The following is a 22,915-nucleotide window of genomic DNA, read 5'->3' as shown; positions in this document are numbered from 1 at the left end:
CAATTATTTAATATATACGGTTTTAACATTTACAAATTCATGAATTCCGAACAGGCCCAGTTCGCGGCCATACCCGGATTGATTGATCCCTCCGAAAGGCAATGCAGGGTCTGATTTTACACCTTCATTCACAAAACAAGATCCCGCCTGTAGCTGGTTTTTAGCAATATCTTCGGCCAACACAAGATCAGATGTAAAAACAGCAGCCCCTAAGCCAAAGGGTGTATCATTGGCAATGCGAACGGCATCGGCCACATCTTCCGCAGAAATTACCGCCGCAACGGGACCGAAGATTTCCTCGTCATAAGCCAGCATTCCTTTTTTTACACCGGTTAAAATGGTAGGTTGATAGAAGGCGTGATCACCTTTAGATGCAGGAATTTCACCACCCAGGATACAAGTTGCCCCCTGGGCAATGGTTTTTAACACCTGCTCATGCAGCTCATCCCGGAGCGACACTTTTGCCATCGGACCAAGTTCAGTTGTTTCATGAAGGGGATCACCAGTTTTTTTAGCCGCCATAGCTGCTTTTAAATGTGCTGTAAATTCAGTTTCCACTTCCTTTACCACAATAAAGCGCTTAGCCGCAATACAGCTTTGGCCATTATTAATTAAACGGGCTTCGGCACAAACTTTTGCGGCTTCTTTTAAATCGGCATCAGCCAGAACGAGGTAAGGATCGCTTCCGCCAAGTTCCAGAACTGTTTTTTTGATTAAGCTTCCAGCCTGTTCTGCCACTTTTTGACCAGCTTCTGTACTTCCGGTTAAGGTAACGGCTTTAACCAGCGGATGGGCAATCACCCCTGAAACAGCTTTACTTCCACATATTAAAGTTTTAAATACATGGGTATGAAAGCCGGCATCTTCCACCAGTTTTTCAATGGCTAACGCGCAGCCCGTTACACTTGAAGCATGCTTTAAAACGCCACAATTGCCGGCCATCAAGGCCGGGGCCAGAAACCTGAAAACCTGCCAGAAAGGAAAATTCCAGGGCATGACAGCCAAAACGATTCCAATGGGTTGAAAACTGATGAAGCTTTTACTGGCACTGGTTTCAACGTGCTGATCGGCCAGAAAGCTGGCACCATTTGCTGCATAGTATTCACAAACTGATGCACACTTGAGCACTTCAGCCAAACCAGCCTTTAATGGTTTACCCATTTCCAAAGCCATCAGCGTGGCGAGTTCATCCTGCCGTTCTTTTAACAGGCCGGCTATTTTAAGCAAAAAATTTGCCCTGTATTCAAAATCTGTCTGCCGATAAGTAGTCCAGGATTCATGAACCTGTTCAATTTTTTTATTGATGATTTCAGGAGTATCTTCCTGATATGTTTTTATGACCTGCCCATTAACGGGGTTGATGGATGAAATACTCATGTTAAATGAACACTTCATCTCTGAATTTTGTGTGCTGTAATTTGATTTCATGAATCTTAAATTACAGAACAGGGATTCTTAAACCTGTTTTTCCCTTAATTTCTGCTTTAAAATTCCGGCGGCTTTGGTATAACCACCGTCTGCCCCATCCACAAAATGAATATGCTCATCTTCAAAATCACGCACATAACAAGACATGACAGATTCGCCGCTGACATAGATACCAAAAGATATTTCTCCGGTATCTTCTAAATGCTGAAGGGCCTTCTGTAAGGCCAAACGCTGTTTTTCTGTCCCGGTAATTACGGTATTGATCCGGCCATCTATTACCAGTGTATCAGACATTTCAACCAGTTGCTGCAGGTATTTTTTTCCGCTGTCCGTTCTGAAATACACAAAGGCATACATATTTACGAACCAGTTTTTAACCAGTTCCAGCCATTTTATTTTACCTAAACGATGCCGCATTTCCCTGCCCAGATTATTGAAAGAGGTTTTGAATACCAGTTTGGGGATAGATATGGGTTTGCGCTTTTCGGGAGAACCGTAAATCTGATCCAGGCGATGAATAACCTTACTAAACACTTCAGCTTGTTTATTCATGTCACGAGCAACGGCAATCAGTGTGACCACTTCATCACTATGTTCCGGGGGAAGGATTTTGTCCCAGCGGCACTGCATACCTGTTAAATCAATTTCTTCATCGCTACTGTCGTGATCTGAAAACAAATAATCATCACCCTTGATCATTTTCTCGGCATACTCCAGTCCATCACCTAAGATAATCGGAATGGAAAATGTTTCACCACTGTTCAGCCTGCTGATTTTAAGCGAATGGCCCTGATGGTAAATTTCCTTAACCCTGATCATACCCACCCTTAACTCCAGTCTGAAATTATCCATTGTACTGGCACGGTACCTTAATAAGGCTTTCATGCACTTTTCTATAATACTAGATGGCACAATGAAGGTAGCGCCGTCACCACCAAAAAAGAATGGAATTAAAATACCGGCTTTATATGCGATGTTGAGTACGGTTACAATGCTGCCGGTTGCCACAAGGTTCACCTCTTCATGCAAACCAGAATTTACGGCTTGTGTAGAGCTTTTTATATCCGTTATGATCACACACCAATCCTCAGGAATATCCTTAAACAACTTTCTCCTCAGCAGTAACCTGCTTAAATTTAACTTATTAATGACCAGATTGGAATAGAAATGATCCTGTTTTGAAGGCATAAAAACTGATAATGATGCTACAATATAGCTAAAGCAGATGTTTGTAGCGCAATTAAACCAAAAATGTTTATGATTTAAATGATCACCAGGATGGTTCCGGATTTGCCTAAGTGAAAATAGTAATGCAATTCGTAACTGTAGTGGATTTTTTCAATTTCACAAACCTTTCCTGATTTGCCGAACTCATCCGCTACAAAATCACCTACCTTTATCTTTTCCAGCTGATGCCTGCTGACAGATGCCCTTTTAATTTGTGTAGCATATTTTTCCATGATCGCGTTTTTTTTTACTTACGGAAAGTAAATGCATCCGGATTTCAACTGAAAAAAATATACCAGCAGTGCGTTTTCTGGCAAATGATTTAATAATATACCAATTCATAAATCCTTTTCATATACAAGGCTTCATCAATTTTAATAAAAAATTCCTGCCATTCTTCCCGGGTAAACACCAGGCTGATATCAGGAAAAGGTGTTGACAGAATGACGACTTCTTTGCCATCGGGGCGAATTTCGAGATAATCATCGAAGCATAATTTTTTGGTAGCCGTGCAAAAGGCATTAAACTGTTCAAATGAAAAATTCATCAGTACACCCGCACGCCAGATATTAAGCACCTTACAATTATTGCATTGAGCAATCGTGATATTTTCATTATGAGCGAGGATAGTTGTTTTACACATCAATTTTCAAATTAAATTATGAATGTAAACAAATATCACACTATTTAGAATAATTCCAAATAAAATGCCATAAATTTTAGGTCAAATTCTACTCATCCCTGTTCATAAAAAATGCCGGATCGTGCCGGCATTTAATTCTAATATGATTTAGTTAGCATCGTAAATGATTACCTTTTCAAAATATACTTTAAATTCATCCAGAAAGGCTTTGTGCAGCGGATGGACCTGATAAACATCATGGCCGGCCAGATCTTCAAAGAGTAGCAGTAAACTAAATGTATAACTGCTATCTACTACGGCACGTTCAATAGGTGCCGGCGTACCCAAATGAAAAGTTTTTACTTCTTCAATTTGTTCAAGGGTTTCTAAACTCTTACGGAAAGCGGCTTTCTCCGTTTCGGTCATATCGGCTTTAAGCCAAAATAAAACATGGTGTGCAATCATTTATTCAATTTTTTTTCAAATATAGAAATGTATGGGTATTCTTTTCTATCCGAAGACAGTCTTTGCTTTATTTACAGCCTTTTTTAAATCAATTCCCTTTCCTAGAACACCTTTAAACAAATCTCCTTCATCTTTTAAACGATCCATCGCATTAAAAATATTGAAATCTTTCATTTTTAAACCTTTTTTCACTTCTTCCCAGTGTAAAGGCATTGAAACAGTGGCACCGGGTTTTGGCCGAAGGGAATATGGTCCGGCAATGGTGGCACCCGGACGATTCTGAAGAAAGTCAAGGTACATTTTTCCCTTCCTGGCCGGAATCATTCTTTCCAGCGAAGTATAGTCTGGGATCTGCTTTTGAACCAGGCTGACTATCATTTTTGCAAACATCTGGCTTTGATCGTAATTATATTTGGCATTTAAGGGAATGTAAATGTGCATTCCGGTAGAACCTGATGTTTTACAATAAGAAGGAACATCTATGGCATCGAGGATTTCTTTCGTTACCTGCGCGGCTTCCACCACCTGATCAAATGAATGCTGATCCGGATCAAGATCAATCACACAGTAATCAGGATGATCGGGTTTCTGAACCCTGCTGAACCAGGGGTTCATTTCAATACAGCCTAAACCCGCCATCCACAGCAGGGAAGCTTCATCAGTACCCACCAGATATTCCTTTTTCTCACCTTCGCCATTTTCATACGGGAAAGTTTTGGCCCATTCAGGTGCCTTCCCTTTCACATCCTTCTGGTAAAAACTCTTCCCGTTGATGCCCCCTGGAAAACGGTTTAAGGATTGCGGGCGGTCTTTCAGATAAGGTAAAATGTAATCAGCTACCTGATAATAATAGTTGAACATATCCCTTTTGGTTACCTGATCATCAGGCCAGTAAACTTTGCTCAGATTGGTAAACTTTAATTCATGACCTTTTATTTTTCGAACCTGTGTTTGTTCTTTCGGATTGAGTAATGTTTTGTGCCCGCTGTGTTGAGGTGCTTTGATGGCTGCGCTATGCTTTTCAATTTCAGGGGCTTTACCGCCGATAATCTCTTCTGTAGCGATCTCTTCTTCGCGAATAATATCTTTCGCTTTTTTATCTTCACGCATGCCCCGGAAAGATGGATGCCTGAATACGCCATCATCCGTCACTTCGGTAAAAGCCACCTCACATACCAGCTCTGGTTTTAGCCAGGTGGCCTTTGCCTTTGGCGGATTTGGCCTGAAACGTGAAGGTTTATTTACATCAGGCAATTCATCAAAAGGACTTTTAGTGATGATTAAGGGCTCAAACTGCCTGATCATGTCTTTTTGTTGCTGATCAGAAAAACCCGTTCCAACCTTTCCAACATATTGCAGTTTCCCCTTGTCATACACACCGAGCAACAGGGAACTAAATGCTTTTGAAGTATCTTCATTTTTGGTAAATCCGGCAATAATCACTTCCTGCCTTTTGCTGACCTTAATCTTTAACCATTCTTTCGATCTCCGGTCAGAAACATAGGTACTGTTTGTTTTTTTTGCGATGATACCTTCCAGTCCCATCTTTGTTGCCGCTGCAAAAAAATCAATTCCACTGGCCTTAAACACTTTACCCAAACGTACCCGATCATCGTTAGCAGGCAGCACTTCATTTAAAATGGCCTGCCGCTGAAACAAGGGAAGCTCCATCAGGTTCTTACCATCATACCACAATAAATCAAACACATAAAAAATGAGTTCACCATCTGCTTCACTACGCCAGTTTTGCAAAGATCCAAACTTCGAGATGCCCTTTTCATTTAACACGAGTATTTCGCCGTCAATTAAGGCATTGATTTTCCATTTGCCGAGTAAATCATAAATGGGATAAAATTTATCATTGAAAGATTTGTTGTTTCTGGAAAACAGTTCCACTTTCCCTTTATTTATAGCGGCCAGTGCTCTGTATCCATCCCACTTTACTTCGTATTGCCAACCCTCATCATCAAAAGGTTCATCAACCAATGTAGCCAGCATAGGTTTTATAGCGGTTGGAATGGCTGTTTTTGGTATTTTTTTCAAAAGTTTCTTTACGTCAACCACTTCCTGATCACCAATGGTTTCTGCTTTAGCACTGATTTGTTCTGCCGGGGCTTTTTTCTTAACCTTTACCTCCTGTTCTTTGCCGTCCTTCCAAACCTTTTCTGATGATTTTTCCATCACATGGATGGTTTTTCCGGACAGTACCGATTTATCCTGCCTGGTAATATCTTTGGTACTGGCAAAGTCGTCTTTATGCTTAATCAGGAGCCAGCCGTTTTCACCCATGCCTTTTGTTTTCACCAAGGCAAATTCGCCTTTGAGTTTTTGCCCGTTAAGTTTGATTTTAACGGAACCCGCTTCCAGTTGTTCTAACAGATGCTTTTCCTGCGCTTTTTTTCCTTTAATTGTTTCTATCGGTTCATAGGTTCCTTCATCCCATACAATTACTGTTCCGCCGCCATATTCGCCTTTCGGAATGATGCCTTCAAAATCTTTATAATCAAAAGGATGATCTTCAACCATCATGGCTAACCGCTTGTTTTTAGGATCGGTTGACGGACCTTTCGGCACAGCCCAGCTTTTTAATACCCCATCCATTTCTAAACGGAAATCATAATGTAAACGGGTAGCATCATGTTTTTGAATCACAAACTGTAATTTATTTTTATCTGTGCTTTTCCCTGATTTAGGCTCTGCCGTTTTATTGAAATTGCGCTTGGCTTCGTATTGTTTCAGTCCCATGAGGCATGTATTTATAAATGTTCCCACTATTCCGCAATAGTGGATGGTGATTAGAAAACTTTAAAACAGTGCGGAAACAGAAAAGGTTTTTCAATCAGGTATAACCATAAATTTAAGGTTGTTAATTGATCAGTTTCCAAATTTCATGCACCAGAAACGTGGCGCCATGTATTCAATTTCAGGTCATTGAATTAATCAAGGCTCAAGTTTTCCCCCCCCACATACATGCGGATTGAAACCTTATCATTCGGGTTTTAACAAAAAAATAAAAAAACATACTAAAAGTTTTGGCATAAATGTATCTTTGTTGCAATTGGAAAAGGCAATAAAATTATATCGTAAAAAAGAGTTTACCCAGATCAGGGCATTTCTGTTATTGATATTATTTGCCAGTGCCCTGCTGATCCAGGCACTTCACCATCATGAACCGGATGCAGCTAATTACCGCCATTCGGCTTACGAACAGACACAGTCATCCACTCAATTCAAAGCCTATAAAATCAACTGTAAACTTTGTGAGGTACTGAAGCAGCAGGGGCATGACTGCACTTTAACACAACCTGATGTTACTGTTGTGAAGCAGGAAATGGCTTCAGATTTTCATTTCAGGTATTCCAGGAGACATCCTGTTACTTATATTCTTTCAGCGGCCAATAAGGGTCCGCCCAGCTTTATCGCTTAATACACCTGTTCAGGAGTATACTTTAATATCATTAATTTTCTATCCATTGTAAGCCTGCAAGGGCCTACAGTACTCATTTATATTTGATTTTTATGCTTCAAGCCATTGCATTATCCAAAAATTACGGATCATATCAAGCCCTTAATCAATTAAACCTTACTGTTAATCAGGGTGAGGTATACTGCCTGCTGGGGCAGAACGGTGCCGGTAAAACGACCACCATAAACTTATTTCTGGGCTTTATAGCACCCAGTAACGGAAAAATTTTAATTGACAACGAAGAGGTTTCTGTGGATGATCATCAACGTCGAAAACACCTTGCCTATATCCCGGAAGTAGTGATGCTTTACGGAAATCTCTCTGCCATAGAAAACCTGGATTACTTTTCTAAACTGGCGGGTTTCGATTATCGTGAGCAGGAATTAATTCAGTTTTTAACCAATTGTGGTTTGCAATCTATCGCCCACCACAAACACCTGGCAGGATTTAGCAAGGGCATGCGCCAGAAAGTAGGCATTGCCATTGCCGTGGCTAAAAATGCAAAGATCATTCTCATGGATGAACCCACCAGCGGACTCGACCCTAAGGCTACAGCAGAATTTACCGAACTGGTTAAAAAACTTGCATCGGAAGGTAAATCCATCCTGATGGCCACGCATGATATTTTCAATGCGGTAAGCTTAGGCACACATATTGGCATTATGAAACAAGGCGAACTGATTCACACCTTAAAAGCCAGTGAAATTTCAGCTTCAGATCTTCAGGAATTATACTTACAAACCATTTAATAACAACGTTTTAATGGATCAAATCAATAAACCCCGTCAGATATGGCGGTTAATATCCTTTTTTTTATTTTTCAATATTATAACCCTCGCTGCCACCGCACAGGTTCAGGTTACCGGGAAGGTCAATGACCTGCAAGGCAACGGAATCAACAAGGCGACCATCAGATTCAAAAGCGGTAAAGACCAGTTAAATCTCAGCAGCGATTCAGCAGGATTTTTTTCCATTATCCTGCCAAAACCAGCCAATTATACGATTACAGTGAGTGCAGTAGGCTACAGTAGCTTTTCGCAGAATTATCTCCTCAATAGTTCTGATGGTTTAAAATTAGACCCTATCGTTTTAACACCAGCGAATGAAGAATTGCAAACGGTAGAAGTGGTAGGTACCAATGCCAAAAAGTATTACGGTAACTATTCTTTTTCGGCAACCAAAACGGCTACCTTGAATAAGGATATTCCACAGGCCATTTCATCCATATCAAAAGAATTGATTGCCGACAGACAGGCTGCCGTGCTTTCCGATGCGGTTAAAAATGTAACCAGTGTGTCGCAAAGTAGTTTTTACAATCAGTTTTCTATTCGTGGTATTAACCAGAACGAAGAAGGAACAATCATCAACGGGATGCGCACCCGCCAAAATTATTTTAACCAGCCACTAACCAATAACCTGGAAAGAATTGAGGTCATTAAAGGCCCGGCAAGTGCCACATTCTCCAGTGTTGATCCGGGTGGAAGCATCAATCTGGTTACTAAAAAACCTTTAAGTGAACACCGGAAAGAAATCAGCATCTCTGGCGGAAGCTTCAGTACCGTTCGTGGCGCACTGGATTTTACCGGTCCTTTAAACGCTGAAAAAACCTTGCTCTACCGCCTGAATTTAGGTTATGAAGATAGCAAAAGCTTTAGAGACCTGCAATTTAGAAAGGGGTACATTATTGCACCATCCTTCTCCTACATTCCTAACGATAAAACCAGCTTAAATGTAGAAGTGGTGATGAACAACAGCAATTCGAGATTGGATCGCGGCCAGCCTATTTTTGGCGCAATAGCCGGTAAAACGGATCTGAACAGTACTCCCATCCATTTTAACCTGGGGGCCAGTAATGATAAGTTTAATACGCAAGACCTGATGCTGATGGCTAATTTCTCGCATAAAATTTCAAAAGACATTTCTTTCAACATGGCTTATATGAAACAAAACTGGAGCGAGGATTTAGTGGAGCACCGTACCAACAATGCCTTTGCAGTTGATGAAAATAACCAGCCCATCCGCAGTCTGGCCGGCATGATTGCCGTTCAGCGTCAGCAAAAATTTGCCACCGATAATCTCAGTACTTATCTGGCTATCAATACCCGTACTTTTGGGTTAGCGCATAAGATTGTAGTGGGTTACGACCACATTGTGAATCAAAAATTAAGAGGTGGTGGGATCAATACGGCTCAGGGCTATCGCTTGAAAGACGGTACCATTGCAACCCGATATGATGTAACTAAAAAAGACCTTTATCAATTTAAGGTGGTAAATGGCGTGAATGCACCGGTTCCTAATGTGGAACATTTTAACCTCGCCAATCCATCTTATACCCTGAAAAACCTGAATGATTATGTCTTCTCTAAAGTAGAAATTGCCCCATCCTATTACCTCATTAATGGCATTTATCTTCAGGATCAGATCAAATATGATCAGTTAACTTTAACATTAGGACTCAGACAGGAATGGTATGAAGATTACGCCAATTACCAGCTTTCAAATGAAAGTAAAATCAGCCGGCACAAGTTGTTGCCAAGGCTTGGCATTACCTATGCGGTAAATTCACACATCAACATTTACGGAACCTATCTTCAGGGGTACCAGCCACAAGGAAACACATCCAGTCTGGTTATTGTTCCGCCGCCAGCTGGTTCCAATTTTAAACCCCTTGAAAGTAACCTGAAAGAATTGGGTGCCAAATCTGAATGGCTTGGGGGCAATCTGATGGTTAATGTTTCCCTGTTTGAAATTAACCAGAAAAACCTGTTGATGAATGCCAATGATCCTTTTGATGTAAATCGCTTAATTGAACGGGGTGCGCAGCGAAGCAGGGGAATTGAGGTGGAATCTTCTGGCTTTATCAGGCCAAACTGGCAATTTAACATCGGCTATAGTTATGTTGATGCCATTGTAACCGAAGATCTTGATCCATTGATCATCGGCCAGCGTGTGCAAAATACACCTAAACACAGTGCCAGCTTATGGACGCGTTACAACCTCGAAAACAGGCTTTTAAAGGGAGTAGGAATTGGCGCAGGATTACAATACAGCGGTAATAAACTTCCCCTGTATATCAGAGATTTTACGCTGCCCGCCTATACCGTAGCTGATGCCGCCATTTATTACAGTCCGGCAGCATCAAGAGTTCAGTTGGCCATGAATATCAATAACATCTTCAATAAAACTTATTGGGTGGGTGCCCAGAATTACCTGCGCCTTTTCCCTGGTACACCAAGAAATGTCATGTTTAATGTAACCTACAGAATCTAATGCCAAATATCACTTTAACCATTGCCAAACAAACGTACAAATCAACCTTTGGAAATAAAGCTACATTAGTGCTGACCATTTTGCTGGGACTTTCGCTTGGCCTGGCTACCTATGTAGGCTGGCAGAATTTTAAAACACAAAATAATCAAAGGCTCTACTATAAAAATATGGTCAGGGCACAGTGGCTGGCCAAACCGGATAAACATCCACACCGGATGGCACATTATGGCTATCTTGCTTTTCGTGAAAAACATGAACTGAGTTTCTTCGACTTTGGGATTGAAAGCTTTGCCGGTGTTTCTATTTTTCTGGAAGCACATAAGCAAAATACAGTAAATTTCAGTGAGGCCGGTTTTTCGAACGGAATGCTGCGCTTTGGAGAGATCAGTATTGCGATGGTATTGCAATTACTGGTTCCGCTACTCATCTTTTTTCTGGGCTACAATAGTATTTCTGCCGAGCGTGAATCGGGAACCCTGAAAATTTTGCTTTGTCAGAACGTCAGCTGGAAAAAACTGCTTTGGGGTAAAACACTGGGCATCATTGGCGTAGTCCTTACCATTTTTATCCCGCTCATTCTGTTGACGATTTTGCTTTGGGCATCATTAAGTAACTGGCAAATCAGTTTAGATGCAACGCTTCGGCTGGTGATTTTAATTTTAAGCTATTCCATTTACTTTTTCATTGTTTCTGCCCTGACCATATTGGTTTCTGCCTTTCAGCGAAGCTCTAAAACCGCATTGATTACCTTACTATCCTGCTGGATATTTTTCGTCATCTTAATGCCGAGAATCATTCAGGCCATTGGTACCAAAATTCACCCCACTCCTTCCAAAATTGAATTTGCGGATGCCATATCTTCGGATATCCAGAAACAAGGTGATAGCCACGACCCGAATGATCCGCATTTTGCAGCCATTAAAGATTCGTTATTGCAGAAGTATCAGGTTGATGATGTGAAAAAACTGCCCTTTAATTATGGCGGTTATATTATGGCAGAAGGCGAAAGAATTACTTCGGGCATTTACAGCGATCATCAGCGGCAGCTGAATAATACTTTCGATAAGCAAAACAGCTTTACCGTATTTGCCGGTTTGTTCAACCCTTATTTATCACTGAAACAAATTTCTATGGCCCTAACGGCATCGGATTTTAAAACTTATGTTGATTTCCAGAACCAGGCTGAGGCTTACCGGTATGGATTGGCGCAGAAAATGAACAAACTTCAAATCGATAAAATTAGTAACCATGCACCTGGTGAACATGAAAAGCCATTGTCTATCAGTAAATCCAACTGGGCAGAACAACCTGATTTCAATTATAAATTTGATCATTTGAGTCATGTTTTAACCCATGAACTGCTATCGCTGGTGGCTTTGTTCGTTTGGTTCATTACCATTCTGTTCTTTCTCCAATATTCATCTAAATGGCTTAAAACCATCTAACATCATTATGAAAAAAAGCACCTCCATTTTAGAATTTAAACTTTTCTTCAGAAATCGTTCGGCCTGGATAGGCATTTTGGTATTGCTGCTAACCGGCGTTGCCGGATTATATTTTGGAAAAACGTTTATTGCCAACCAGCAGTCAGTAATTGAAAAGGCAGCCGTATTGCAAAAGAAAAACACGCTTGACAATATCAAGCATTTTAACAAGGACATCGGGTTGATTTTCTTCCATAACAAATTCTCTACTGTCAATTTACCGGATCGATGGGCAGCCTTCGCGAACGGTCAGCGGGATGTGAATCCTTATCTAATATCGGTAACGATGCTGGGCATAGAAGGACAGCTTTATGATACCGATATCACCAATCCGGTAAGCATGCTTTTAGGCAATATGGACCTGAGCTTTGTGTACCTGTTTTTGTTTCCCCTTGTGATTATTGCTTTCACTTACAACCTCATTTCAGAACTGCAGGAAAGTGGCATATGGTCCTTACTTAAATCGCAAACCAATGCACTGACAAAAGTGATCTGGCGAAAATTCCTGATTAGGATAGCAGCTGTTTTTGCAGTAGCCTTTTTACTACTTACCGCAGCGGTTATTTACTTGCATTTACCTGTAGACTCCACCCTGGCAGCCGTTACGGGATTAATCATCCTATACCTGGCTTTCTGGTTTGCGGTTTCAATCTTTATCGTTTCATTAGGGCGTTCTTCCAGCTATAATGCATCCGCTCTGGTAGCCATCTGGGTAGCCATGTGCATTGTAATCCCCGCATCTTTAAATCTTTTTCTAACCCAAAAATACGGCGTGCCTGAAGCGCTACAGAATGTAATTAACCAACGCGAGGGTTATCATGAAAAGTGGGATATGCCAAAGGAAGTTACCATGAAACCCTTTTTTGAACACTATCCGCAGTTAAAGAAATATCCTTTTCCGGCCGATAAAACTTTTAGCTGGTTCTGGTATTATGGCATGCAGCAAATGGGTGATGACCAGGCGATAAAAAGCCGGTTGGCAGTAGCTCGTAAATTAGCATCCCGTCAGCATTTCACCAACATAGCTGCACTTTTTTTTCCGACCATTCAAACCCAGCTGGCGGTAAATGAGCTGGCCGGATCTGACTTGAGTGCACACCTCGAATTTCAACAAAAGGTAAGAGATAATCATGAAAAAATTCGCCTGCACTTCTACCCCAGTATCTTTCAGGAAAAAGACATCGCCTCTACAGATATTAAAAGCGTTGGATTAAAAAAATTCATTCCAACGAAGATTCATGACTGGAGCAGGCTTCTACCTTTATTAATCTGGACCTTGATTATGGGTACATTTGCGGTTAGAAACCTAAAAGGCAGTGCTTTAATGAGAAATACAGATACCAGGTAACCTTGGTAAGGTAGAAACTTCTGAAAACGAGTCGTAGCGAAATGCTATGACTCGTTTTTGCACCATGATATCTAAGGCATTAAGGAAGTTAAATAAATAATAATGATCGGTATTCTGATCTTTCTGGTGAGCCTGTTTCATATTGTACGGGCAAATTGTATCTCGTTTTTTCCCGGTTTTAAAGATCAAAAATGGCTTTCCATTACCGGCTTCATTTCCTAAAGACCAGAAAATTACTGCAGCGTGGTTTTTATCGTGCCCCACTAAAGCTACCATCCAGGCGAGATGTGCATCACGATAGCCATTAATGACTAATATTTTTTCTCTACCTCATCATCTGGCCGGATGATGAGCCTTAAAGTTGGGTCATTGGTAATGAAACTCCATAACCAGTTGAAAGCCAGCTTCGCTTTGTTCCTGAAACCAGCAATTGGAATAATATGGATAAATAACCAAACCAGCCAGGCAAAAAATCCCCTGAAAAATCCTTTTGGCAAATCGACCACCGCCTTAAACTTGGCAATAATGGCCATTGAGCCCTTATCATTATATTTAAAGGCCTTCATTGGTTTGCCATGATCAACCGCCGACAAATTTTCGCCCAGCAAATCACCTTGCTGGATGGCCACTTGCGCGAGTTGAGGATGTCCGTTGGTAAAGGCAGCATCACTCAACTGCATACACTGATCACCAATGGCATAAACGCCTTTCAAGCCTTCCACCTGATTAAATGCATCCACAAGAATCCTTCGCCCCTTTCCTATCGCCTCTTTTGGCAGCCCCGGAACTTCGCGGGCGATTACACCTGAAGCCCAGATTAAGGTTGCTGCTTCGATCTCCGTACCATCTGAAAGTGATACCACCTGTCCATCGTAATTCTGCACTAGTTTACCCAGCATAATTTCTACACCAAGGTTTTTAAGCACCTTAATGGCCTCTGCCTGGCTTTTATCACTCATTGGTGCCAGAAGTGTTTGCAAGCCATCAACCAGATAGATTTTACCCAAACCAGATTTTGCTTCCGGATAATCTTTTTTAATGATATGACTACCCATTTCGGCCATCATGCCGGCAAGCTCAACACCTGTTGGTCCGCCACCTGCAATGACAATACTGGAAAGTCTCTTTTTGTCAATATCCTGATCAGACCGCACTGCTTTTTCCAGCTGAAGTAAGATATGATTGCGCATCCGGAGCGAATCGTCAATACTTTTCATGGGCAAAGCATGCTCCTTAATGCGATCATTTCCGAAAAAATTGGTTTCCGTCCCCATTGCCAGTACCAGAATATCATAATCAAGTGTACCATTATCAGTCACCACCTTATGCTGTTCAGGAAGTAGCTCTTTCAATACCCCCATAAAAAAGCGGGTGTTTTGATTATGAAACATTTTCCTGAAAGGATAAATAATGTTGGATGCTTCAATAAAAGCAGTCCCAACCTGATATAATAGTGGTGGAAAGAAATGGTAATTATGCTGATCTACAAGGGTAACCTGATGTGATGTGCTTTTTGATAGCTTTTTAGCCAGGTTAAGCCCTGCAAAGCCACCGCCAATGATGACAACTTTTTTCATATAAGATTTTTAATGCTGTTCACGGAGGGTTCAAATTTTATAAATATAATACCGCTACCGCTATTTTCGCCTGATAACAACAGAACAAACTTTAAGCGATAAAGTTAGGATTTATTCAATTTTATCTGACTAATTTGCAATGAATTGATGGTTTATTAGCTTTTAAGAATTTAAATTCGTGATTTTATAAAAAACGACCTGTTCTGAGCATTCTATTTTTAATCTACTTAGGTGGTGCCTATGGACAAAATTTTCTAAATCAATTTTGAGGCCATTGACCCAGACACTAAATTGCCGAATAACAATCTCATTCACGGCTGGCAAGAGATATTTTTTAAATCAAGAATAAACCAGACAACAAAGTTTGTTACCATAAGCCTGGACATTGAGCCAGAAAACCCTTCCGATTGATAATATAGAGATAGAGGTAAATAAAAAATAACTAGTTAGTCTTGAAGAGACTTAAGGTTATTATTTTTACTATTTGAAAGGATCGGTTCACATAGATTATTTTAATAATGAATAAAAAAATAAGAGGCCGATAAATTTTCGGCCCCTTACTATAATTTAAAAGCTTGGAGGACTTTTTCTAAGTTTGAAGTTATGTAGTCAATATTTATTTTTTGAAAGTTGCTTTTGCCTCTATCATCATACAGCCACTGATCTGGGCAGTCAGCTGTGTTTCTCCCAGGGGAGGCTCATTCCACGAGGGGCCAAATAACAATGTTCCGGGATAATTGCCCTTGGTCCAGGCAATCTGTGCGTTGTTATTAAAAAACGTTTCAAACTTAATTCTGTAAGCGTCATTCAGATCACTTTGTTGAAGTAAGATAAGAAAATAGCGAATAAAAATCCCCTTAAATAAGGCGTTATCCCCGGTTCCTTCATTCCTTAAAATATTGTTGCTGGAATCAATGCATTTGGTTAAAGTATAATTGGCTGCTTTCTGTGCATCATTCAGATATGCTTTATCACCAGTTACCCTATAAATTTCTAGTGCAGAAGCCATAAAGGTACCCTGGTTATAGGTAAGAGCTACCTGACTGATGGCATTGGTGTTCCCGTTAATGTTATCATAAACTGCACCGCTTACCCTTTCAAACAAAACACTTTTTTGCCATTCATAAATCTTCAATGCCCATTGTTTGTAATTTTCCTCTTTAGTTATGTTAAATAAACGGATAGCCAGCAAACTGGCGGGGCCATTTGAACATGCATTTTTGCTATAGGGCTGGGTTTTCATCCAGGCAATACCACCTCCGGCGTATGTTTCGTTCCAACCTGCAGCAATATCTGTCCACAAAATTTTCACCGCTGCCAGGTATTTATCTTCTTTTGTAACCTGATATAATCTCAACATTGTTAGCGCGTTCCATTCCATATCATCATAAAATACATTAAGATAGGTTCCTCCGTTTTTCAGCTTTACACCGGTAAACCATTTATCGAAGTATGGTTTATAGGTTTCGTTCCCTGTTCGGCTATAGGCATCGATCAGTACATCCATGGCATGGGCGTTTGGCCAGTATTGAAATCCTTTATCAGAGCCATTGCTGCCATAATTAAAATAGCCTTCACTATTCCAAAACTGACTTATTAAAACATTGGTACTGCTATTTGCAGCAGCAGACCAATCCACGGCTTTTGGCTGCCCGTACCGGTATTCATCATTTATTTTGCTGCAGCTACATACAAATAAAGATCCGATCAGCAATATTGAAAATATTTTCATAATTTTTTATTTAAAGCTGCGGTTATGGGTAATCTCCGTCCGCAGCAGGGTTTCTAATTAACCTTTACTGTATGGGTATAGTCAGCGTCGCCTTTCAACATTAGCGAGATCGTGTTTGATTTTCCATCTACCTTATCGGCAAACTTCCACTTATCATCCCATTGTGTAACGTTTGCAAGAAGCCTTGCAAAGTAATAAGATGGTGCTGAGGCATCGTTTGGAGGTGAATCCGTTCCGTTGAGTGTGCCGATCTGTTTGGTTACATCACTGCCATTTACAGAGGTAACCAGTTGGAATTTATAACGTTGGTCTTTACCCCAGCTTTCAACCTTGAAGTTAATAACACCTGTGCCCGTCCAGATGCCTTTGCCCTGATAAGGCATGTTCAGAATAACTGCATTGCTTGGAGAGAACCATAAGCCTACACTCTTTATCTCTGTGTAAGAAAGCGTAGCGGTAGAAAAATCAAGATTAATCCTGTATACTGCGGTTTTTGCAGGTGTTATTGCTGCACTTTGTGCTGCCTCCTTGAGTGTTAGGTTGTCAGTTGAATAAAAAATACGCGGCGTTCCGGTTTTTCTATCTGTAAAGTAATATGGCTTTCCTGCTTCCAGTTTAGTATAGATTTCAAATTCGCCTCCTGCTGTAAGTTTAAATGGTAAAGCTGCTGAAAGAGTTGAACCTCCTTCAGACCCTTCTCCGGTAATAAAAACTTCACCCGGAATATCAACAAATCCATTTAAGCTGGTGATGCTTATCGTTCTTTTCTCGGTTGATAATGCGCTTTTTATTCCTCTTGATGATGCAACTGTCCATATCAAATTTCCGGTAGTACCAGGGTCAATCCCCGCCAGTGAAGCAATTTTGTTTAACACCTTGTGCGTGATGGTTGCTCCGTTTGAATAACCATTATTATCAGAGGTGGTACGAAATAAAGGTTTGCTGAAATCGCCTCCCACCTTGTCAAAAATAACCTCATAAAGCGCTGCTCCACTATCTTCAACTCTTACAGCCTCCCAGTTAAAGTACAATGATGCTGTTGCTGAGGATAATAGTTTAATGGTTTTATTATTCACGGGCTCATAAAGTGCATTTACCGGATTAACGTTAGCATCTTTGTAGATCATATCATCAGATTTACAGGCAGCGAACATGGTAAACACGAAAAAGAAAAGAAGGATATTAAATTGTGTTTTCATATTAGTTTTTTTGAATTCTTAAAAAAATTAGTTTGCATAACCAGGGTTGTTGGGTTGTAAGTTGCTGTTTAAATCCATTTGGGATCTTGGCACAGACCATAAATAATCTCTTGACTCATCGAACCTCCTATTGTCCAATCGGATGTCTTCGGTATTATTGTTGATAAACCGCGCACCATAGACATAACCGTTAAAGTATTGAGCACCTGCTTTCCAACGAATGATATCAAAGTAACGCAGGCCTTCCAGCGCCAATTCACTGCGGCGTTCATTTCGGATGAGCATACGCCTGTCCGCAGTTGACAATGCAGAAGGGAAATTTAATGCAGCAGCAGCAGTAAATCCTGCTCTTGTGCGTATACTCCTGATGGTTTGGTTCCAAACGGTTTCATCCATTTCTCCAAGCTCAAATTTAGCTTCGGCATACATCAACAAAATATCAGCATACCGGTACAGGATAATGTTAAGTCCGGCATCGAAAGTAGCCGTTGAGGTCTGGTCATAATACTTTTTGATATAATAACCGGTTGAGGTTGAGTTCGAACTCGCACTGACATAGTTATCCATCCTTTCGGTTCCGTTACTGCCTGTGCCAGGTTTAATGTAAATAGTCGACTCTTTTCCATTAAAATTGGTCCACTTACCGCCATGGAAAACGATGGTGGCAGCCATCCTTGGGTCGCGGTTTACATATGGATTGGCGGGATCATAGCTTGGATCTTTGTCAATAGGAGATCCGTTCAATGTGAGGTAGTTATTCACTAAACCCTGTAATGGTGCATAAGCGTTTAATCTTGCGCCTACTGATAGTGGTGCTGCATCATAAAATTTACCCCATGTTTTCAAAGATGGAACATATCCATAATCAAATATTACTTCATTGTTATATTCATTTGCGGCTGTGAAGATTCCGGCATAGTTTGAGAAAAGGGAATATGTTCCGAACTCAGCAGCATTTTTGATCAGTTTTTGGCAGTATTCAGCGGTTTTTGTCCAATTGCTTTCATAGAGATAGGCCCTGGCCTGGAATGCACATGCGGCACCTTTGGTAATGCGACCATTTTCTGCAGCAGACAAATTTTCTTTTTTAGGTAACAGGGGAATAATATCATCAAGTTCCTGATGGATGAAACTCATAATTGCCGCCTTGGGTGCCCTGGTCATATTGTTGGCTTCATCCAAGCTGATATCCTTTGTGAAAAATGGCACGGCACCATAAAAATTTGTCAGGCGGAAGTAGATGGAAGCCCTGATAAAACGGATTTCTGCTTTTCTTCTATTCTTTAAGGCAGGGTCCATTCCTGGTACAAGGTCTATATTTGCCAGATAAACATGGCAACTTTTAATGCCTTGGTAACCCCATTGCCATTCGCTGCCGAAAAGGTCAAGACTCGGATCAGCGGTGCCATTCCTGATCGAGCGCTGTGCCGTATTGCTTCTGCCCTCAAAAATATTATCGCTCAATGCCTCATCATTCCACATTTTGTCGGCCGAAAACATTTGATTGTAGGCCATGTTGACCATTTGTTCAGAATTTTCCAATGACTGCCAGAAATTAGCATCCGTAAATTTGTTTGTGGGAACGGTATCCAGTTTATTGCACCCATTGATTATCAGTACACATAATATTATCAGGAAACTATATCCTGTGATCTTAATGTTGATTTTCATATTCTTTCGCATTTTTTAGAGTACTATATTAAATCCCAATCCGTAATATTTCAATGTTGGATAGTTCCTTGCACTGTTGGCAGCGCCAGACATATTCGAATCAAACTCTGATGATTCCGGATCAATCCATGAGTTAGCACTGAAAGTGAGCAGGTTCTGCGCATTTGCGAAAACCCTGAATTTCTGTATCCCAACTTTTTTTGAGAACGCTGATGAAACGGTATAGCCCAGCTGGATATTTTTCAGGCGGATGTAGCTGCCATTGAAAAGGTAAAGATCTGATCCCATCTGATAATTATTTTTCGTTGATGCAGCACCTGGCGGCGATAATCTTGGCTGTGTGGCGCCGGTATTTGTTGGGGTCCAATAGTTGAGCTGATGCTGATAAATAGCATAGGAATAGTTTTCATGGAATGGTTCAATAAGCTCTCCACGTACCATCATATCCCTTTTGCCTACGCCCTGCCATAACATCCCAAAATCAAAGCCTTTATAATTGAGATTATAATTAAAGCCAAATGTATAGTGGGGAAAAGCATTGCCCAGTACAAAGCGGTCTTTGGAATCAATTACCCCATCACCGTTTCTGTCTGTATATTTCACATCACCGGGTTTCAGGTCCGAGGCACTCATGCCCACAGGAAGGGCAGACGTTTCGATCTCTTCCATCCCCTGGAACAGACCACTTATTTTATAGCCATAGTAGGAGTTGAAAGGAAGGCCAACGCGGGTAATCTTACTGATGTTATCTGCTGTGGAAATCTGTTCATCACCAACAAACCTTAACACTTTATTACGCGAATCGCCAACATTTCCGCTAAAATCATGATAAAAGTCGCCTGTTTTAACCTTGTACCCCAAGCTAAGTTCCCATCCTTGATTTTTCATCTGGCCAGCATTGGTTTTACTTAATGTAGTTCCGAATACCGATGGGATTTCTGGTGTAATTAAAATCTCCTTTGTGGTTTTGTTGAAGTAATCAAAGGATACCGATAATGCCTTATTAAAGAAGTTTGCATCAACACCGATATTCAGCGTATGTGTTACTTCCCATCTCAGGTTTGAGTTTCCAAAAGTAAATCCGGCACCGGATACGCCGGTATTATTGAAACCGTATGAATTGGTATAAGGTGTATAAGAGGTGAGGAACTGATAAGAATCGATATCCTGGTTACCTAATAAGCCATAAGATCCCCTGATCTTCAAATCCCCTACCTTTTCTTTATATCCTTTGAGAAAACTTTCTTCAGAAAGTGACCAGCCTAAGGATCCTGATGGAAAAAAGCCCCATCTAAATCCGCTCGCAAATTTAGATGAACCATCATATCTAAAGTTAAATTCTGCGGTGTACCTGTCATCATAAGAATAGCCAGCACGGCCGAGTAAAGAATTGATACTGGTTTCAGTCGTTCCGCCTAAAGAGCCATAACTGCCGGTCTGGTCAATTTCAGTTCCCGTGGTTGGTGTACCCAGAATAGGGTCAGTAAACTTAAACTTGATTTCATTTGCACGACGGGTGTACGATTCGTTGGTTGCACCAAACAAACCGGTAATTTTATGCCTGCCAAAAGATTTGTTGTAATCCAATAAAAGCTGATAGTTGAGTAAAGAAACCTGTTGATTATAGTCTTCGGTATTACGGGTGGAATTCACATACACTAATGGTACTGCAGACGTTTCAGATGAATAGAGCGGTACTTGTTTTCTCCTTGTAAAACGGTGATCAGCAAATACATCTGCACCAAACACACTACGGAATTTCAGACCATCAATCAATTTAACTTCCAGGCCGAGATTTACATTGAAATAATTATTATCTGAGCTGATGTAACCGCCATCTCTCAGTTCAGCCAAAGGATTTTGGTCTGTGAGGACATCATTCACCAGGTATTTGCCACTGGGAGATACCATTTTATAGTAGTAATACGTTGGAATCCGCGATGAATTGATGATTGCATTGGCTGCGGTACTGGCATTGGAATTATTGCGCGTATAGGTCAATATTGAGGTGAACTTAAAGCGTTTATATTCAGCAGTAATATTTGATCGAAGATTGTAGCGTTTTATGCCATAATTACCTACAAAGTTGCTTGCCTGATCATAAAAGCCTCCTGAGAACAAATAGGTTGTATGCTCACCACCGCCCGATACACTTACATTATAGTTTTGTTGCATGGCGGTTTTTAAAATCTGGTTAAAGTACCAGTCCTCTTCACCTTCATGGGCATGGAGATCAAGAAGCTGAGCCGGGCTAAACTGCGGTGCCAGGCCAACATTGGTGAGTGAGAGATTTTTCAAAGTTGCATTTTGATATCCGGTGACGGGTTTAAAGAGGATCTTCGGTTCCTGCGCACCGAACTGTCCATCCAACCTGATGGCTGGTGCCTGGTTTTTGGCCCCTTTTTTAGTTGTGATCAAAAGAACTCCGTTTGCAGACCTGGAGCCATAAATAGCAGAAGCCCCGGCATCTTTCAGCACGGATACGCTTTCAACGTCAGCCGGATTGAGCTTATTCAAACTGCTTCCATCACTGATCAGCCCATCGATTACAATCAGTGGAGAATTGCTGTTCATGGTGCTGACTCCCCTGATATTCAGGTTCATGACATTTCCGTTGGGATCCATGCTCCGCTGCTGGATACTCAAACTTGGAGCAGCACCCTGCAGAGCTTGCGTAAGGTTTGCTGTTGGGCGGTTTGCCAGCTGTGATGCCTTTACCTGATCAACCGCACCGACGATTCTTTTTCTGGTTGTTGTACCGTAGCCTACCACGATCACTTCATCCATTTTGTTTATACTCGACTGGAGTACGATCTTTATGTTTCCATCACCTATGGTTTTTTCCTGCGTTTCGAACCCGATTGCCGAAAACTGTAATACAGCCTGATCATTGGGAACCTGAAGGCTAAATTCTCCATTCGTATCGGTTTGCCCAAGTGGCACACCGCCTTTGATCCTGATGCTGACACCTGGGACAGGCTGGTTTGTTTCATCGACAACTTTACCTTTTACAAGGATAAACTTCTGTGGTTGTTTTTTTGTTTTTTCGATCAGAACAACGTTATCAAAAATGCTATAAGTTAAGGGTTTATCCTTTAGCACGAGATTGAGCACTTCTTTAAAAGGTACATTGCTGATGTTGAAATGCTGGTTTTTATAGGAAGCGAGTTCTTCGGGTTCATATAAAAATTCATATCCGGTTTGCTTCATCAGTGACTGAAAAATTTCGGTCATGCTGGCCCTGTTCAGTTTGAGGGTAACACTTTGTGCATAGGTTGCCTTTGCATTTACCTCTACAACAGTGAAGACCATTACAAAGACAATAACTTTTGTAAGGAAAACCGGTGTGAGCTTGGAAGCAAGTTTTTGGCAGTGATTAAGTAAATAGTTTATAAACATATTTAATGAAAGGATTTATGCAAATAT

General features: G+C 40.9%; 17 protein-coding genes. 5 read left to right on the top strand and 12 right to left on the bottom strand.

The window, feature by feature from the left end:
• Window positions 1-3: 3 nt before the first annotated feature.
• The 6 genes from OQ267_RS15825 to ligD all read right to left on the bottom strand — a co-directional run bounded on the left by OQ267_RS15825 (window position 4) and on the right by ligD (window position 6,487).
• Complete coding sequence (locus tag OQ267_RS15825; protein ID WP_265836806.1) at window positions 4-1,428, bottom strand: NAD-dependent succinate-semialdehyde dehydrogenase; 1,425 nt, start codon at window positions 1,426-1,428, stop codon at window positions 4-6.
• Window positions 1,429-1,455: 27 nt separating this feature from the next.
• Window positions 1,456-2,616, bottom strand: a complete 1,161-nt coding sequence (locus OQ267_RS15820; RefSeq protein ID WP_265836804.1) for a DUF3095 family protein — start codon at window positions 2,614-2,616, stop codon at window positions 1,456-1,458.
• 74 nt (window positions 2,617-2,690) lie between these two features.
• Window positions 2,691-2,888, bottom strand: a complete 198-nt coding sequence (locus OQ267_RS15815) for a hypothetical protein (protein WP_088301497.1) — start codon at window positions 2,886-2,888, stop codon at window positions 2,691-2,693.
• An 89-nt stretch (window positions 2,889-2,977) separates the two neighbouring features.
• Complete coding sequence (locus OQ267_RS15810; protein WP_265836802.1) at window positions 2,978-3,298, bottom strand: hypothetical protein; 321 nt, start codon at window positions 3,296-3,298, stop codon at window positions 2,978-2,980.
• A gap of 147 nt (window positions 3,299-3,445) precedes the next feature.
• Window positions 3,446-3,742, bottom strand: a complete 297-nt coding sequence (locus OQ267_RS15805; RefSeq protein WP_088301499.1) for a Dabb family protein — start codon at window positions 3,740-3,742, stop codon at window positions 3,446-3,448.
• A 45-nt stretch (window positions 3,743-3,787) separates the two neighbouring features.
• Window positions 3,788-6,487, bottom strand: a complete 2,700-nt coding sequence (gene ligD / locus OQ267_RS15800; RefSeq protein ID WP_265836801.1) for a DNA ligase D — start codon at window positions 6,485-6,487, stop codon at window positions 3,788-3,790.
• A 307-nt stretch (window positions 6,488-6,794) separates the two neighbouring features.
• Between ligD and OQ267_RS15795 the strand changes: the two genes are divergently transcribed.
• The 5 genes from OQ267_RS15795 (at window position 6,795) to OQ267_RS15775 (ending at window position 13,310) form a co-directional block, all read left to right on the top strand.
• Window positions 6,795-7,169: a hypothetical protein gene (locus OQ267_RS15795; protein WP_265836800.1), complete on the top strand. Its 375-nt coding sequence runs from the start codon at window positions 6,795-6,797 to the stop codon at window positions 7,167-7,169.
• A 92-nt stretch (window positions 7,170-7,261) separates the two neighbouring features.
• Window positions 7,262-7,957, top strand: a complete 696-nt coding sequence (locus tag OQ267_RS15790; RefSeq protein WP_265836798.1) for an ABC transporter ATP-binding protein — start codon at window positions 7,262-7,264, stop codon at window positions 7,955-7,957.
• 13 nt (window positions 7,958-7,970) lie between these two features.
• Window positions 7,971-10,478 carry a TonB-dependent receptor gene (locus OQ267_RS15785; protein ID WP_265836797.1) on the top strand — a complete coding sequence of 836 codons (2,508 nt, stop codon included), beginning with the start codon at window positions 7,971-7,973 and terminating at the stop codon, window positions 10,476-10,478.
• Window positions 10,478-11,923: an ABC transporter permease gene (locus OQ267_RS15780; protein WP_265818211.1), complete on the top strand. Its 1,446-nt coding sequence runs from the start codon at window positions 10,478-10,480 to the stop codon at window positions 11,921-11,923. The genes OQ267_RS15785 and OQ267_RS15780 overlap by 1 nt, the downstream gene beginning before the upstream one ends.
• A 7-nt stretch (window positions 11,924-11,930) precedes the next feature.
• Complete coding sequence (locus OQ267_RS15775) at window positions 11,931-13,310, top strand: DUF3526 domain-containing protein (RefSeq protein ID WP_265836795.1); 1,380 nt, start codon at window positions 11,931-11,933, stop codon at window positions 13,308-13,310.
• On the opposite strand, the gene OQ267_RS22585 is transcribed toward OQ267_RS15775, so the two are convergent.
• The 6 genes from OQ267_RS22585 to OQ267_RS15750 form a co-directional block, all read right to left on the bottom strand.
• Window positions 13,284-13,619, bottom strand: a complete 336-nt coding sequence (locus tag OQ267_RS22585) for a glycoside hydrolase family 2 TIM barrel-domain containing protein (protein ID WP_416348670.1) — start codon at window positions 13,617-13,619, stop codon at window positions 13,284-13,286. The genes OQ267_RS15775 and OQ267_RS22585 overlap by 27 nt on opposite strands.
• Before the next feature lie 2 nt (window positions 13,620-13,621).
• Window positions 13,622-14,887 carry an NAD(P)/FAD-dependent oxidoreductase gene (locus OQ267_RS15770; RefSeq protein ID WP_265836793.1) on the bottom strand — a complete coding sequence of 422 codons (1,266 nt, stop codon included), beginning with the start codon at window positions 14,885-14,887 and terminating at the stop codon, window positions 13,622-13,624.
• Between the two features lie 616 nt (window positions 14,888-15,503).
• Window positions 15,504-16,619 carry a glycoside hydrolase family 76 protein gene (locus OQ267_RS15765; RefSeq protein WP_265836791.1) on the bottom strand — a complete coding sequence of 372 codons (1,116 nt, stop codon included), beginning with the start codon at window positions 16,617-16,619 and terminating at the stop codon, window positions 15,504-15,506.
• A gap of 53 nt (window positions 16,620-16,672) precedes the next feature.
• A complete protein-coding gene (locus OQ267_RS15760; RefSeq protein WP_265836790.1) occupies window positions 16,673-17,818 on the bottom strand; it encodes a SusE domain-containing protein in 1,146 nt (381 codons plus the stop codon).
• 27 nt (window positions 17,819-17,845) lie between these two features.
• On the bottom strand, window positions 17,846-19,489 hold the full coding sequence (locus OQ267_RS15755; RefSeq protein ID WP_265836788.1) for a RagB/SusD family nutrient uptake outer membrane protein: 1,644 nt from the start codon (window positions 19,487-19,489) through the stop codon (window positions 17,846-17,848).
• A gap of 15 nt (window positions 19,490-19,504) precedes the next feature.
• Window positions 19,505-22,888 carry a SusC/RagA family TonB-linked outer membrane protein gene (locus tag OQ267_RS15750; RefSeq protein WP_265836786.1) on the bottom strand — a complete coding sequence of 1,128 codons (3,384 nt, stop codon included), beginning with the start codon at window positions 22,886-22,888 and terminating at the stop codon, window positions 19,505-19,507.
• Between the last annotated feature and the right edge of the window lie 27 nt (window positions 22,889-22,915).

Source organism: Pedobacter sp. MR22-3, assembly GCF_026240075.1.
Classification (GTDB): domain Bacteria; phylum Bacteroidota; class Bacteroidia; order Sphingobacteriales; family Sphingobacteriaceae; genus Pedobacter.
The sequence above is the reverse complement of the archived record's forward strand: the minus strand, read 5'-3'. Positions and strand labels throughout refer to the sequence as shown.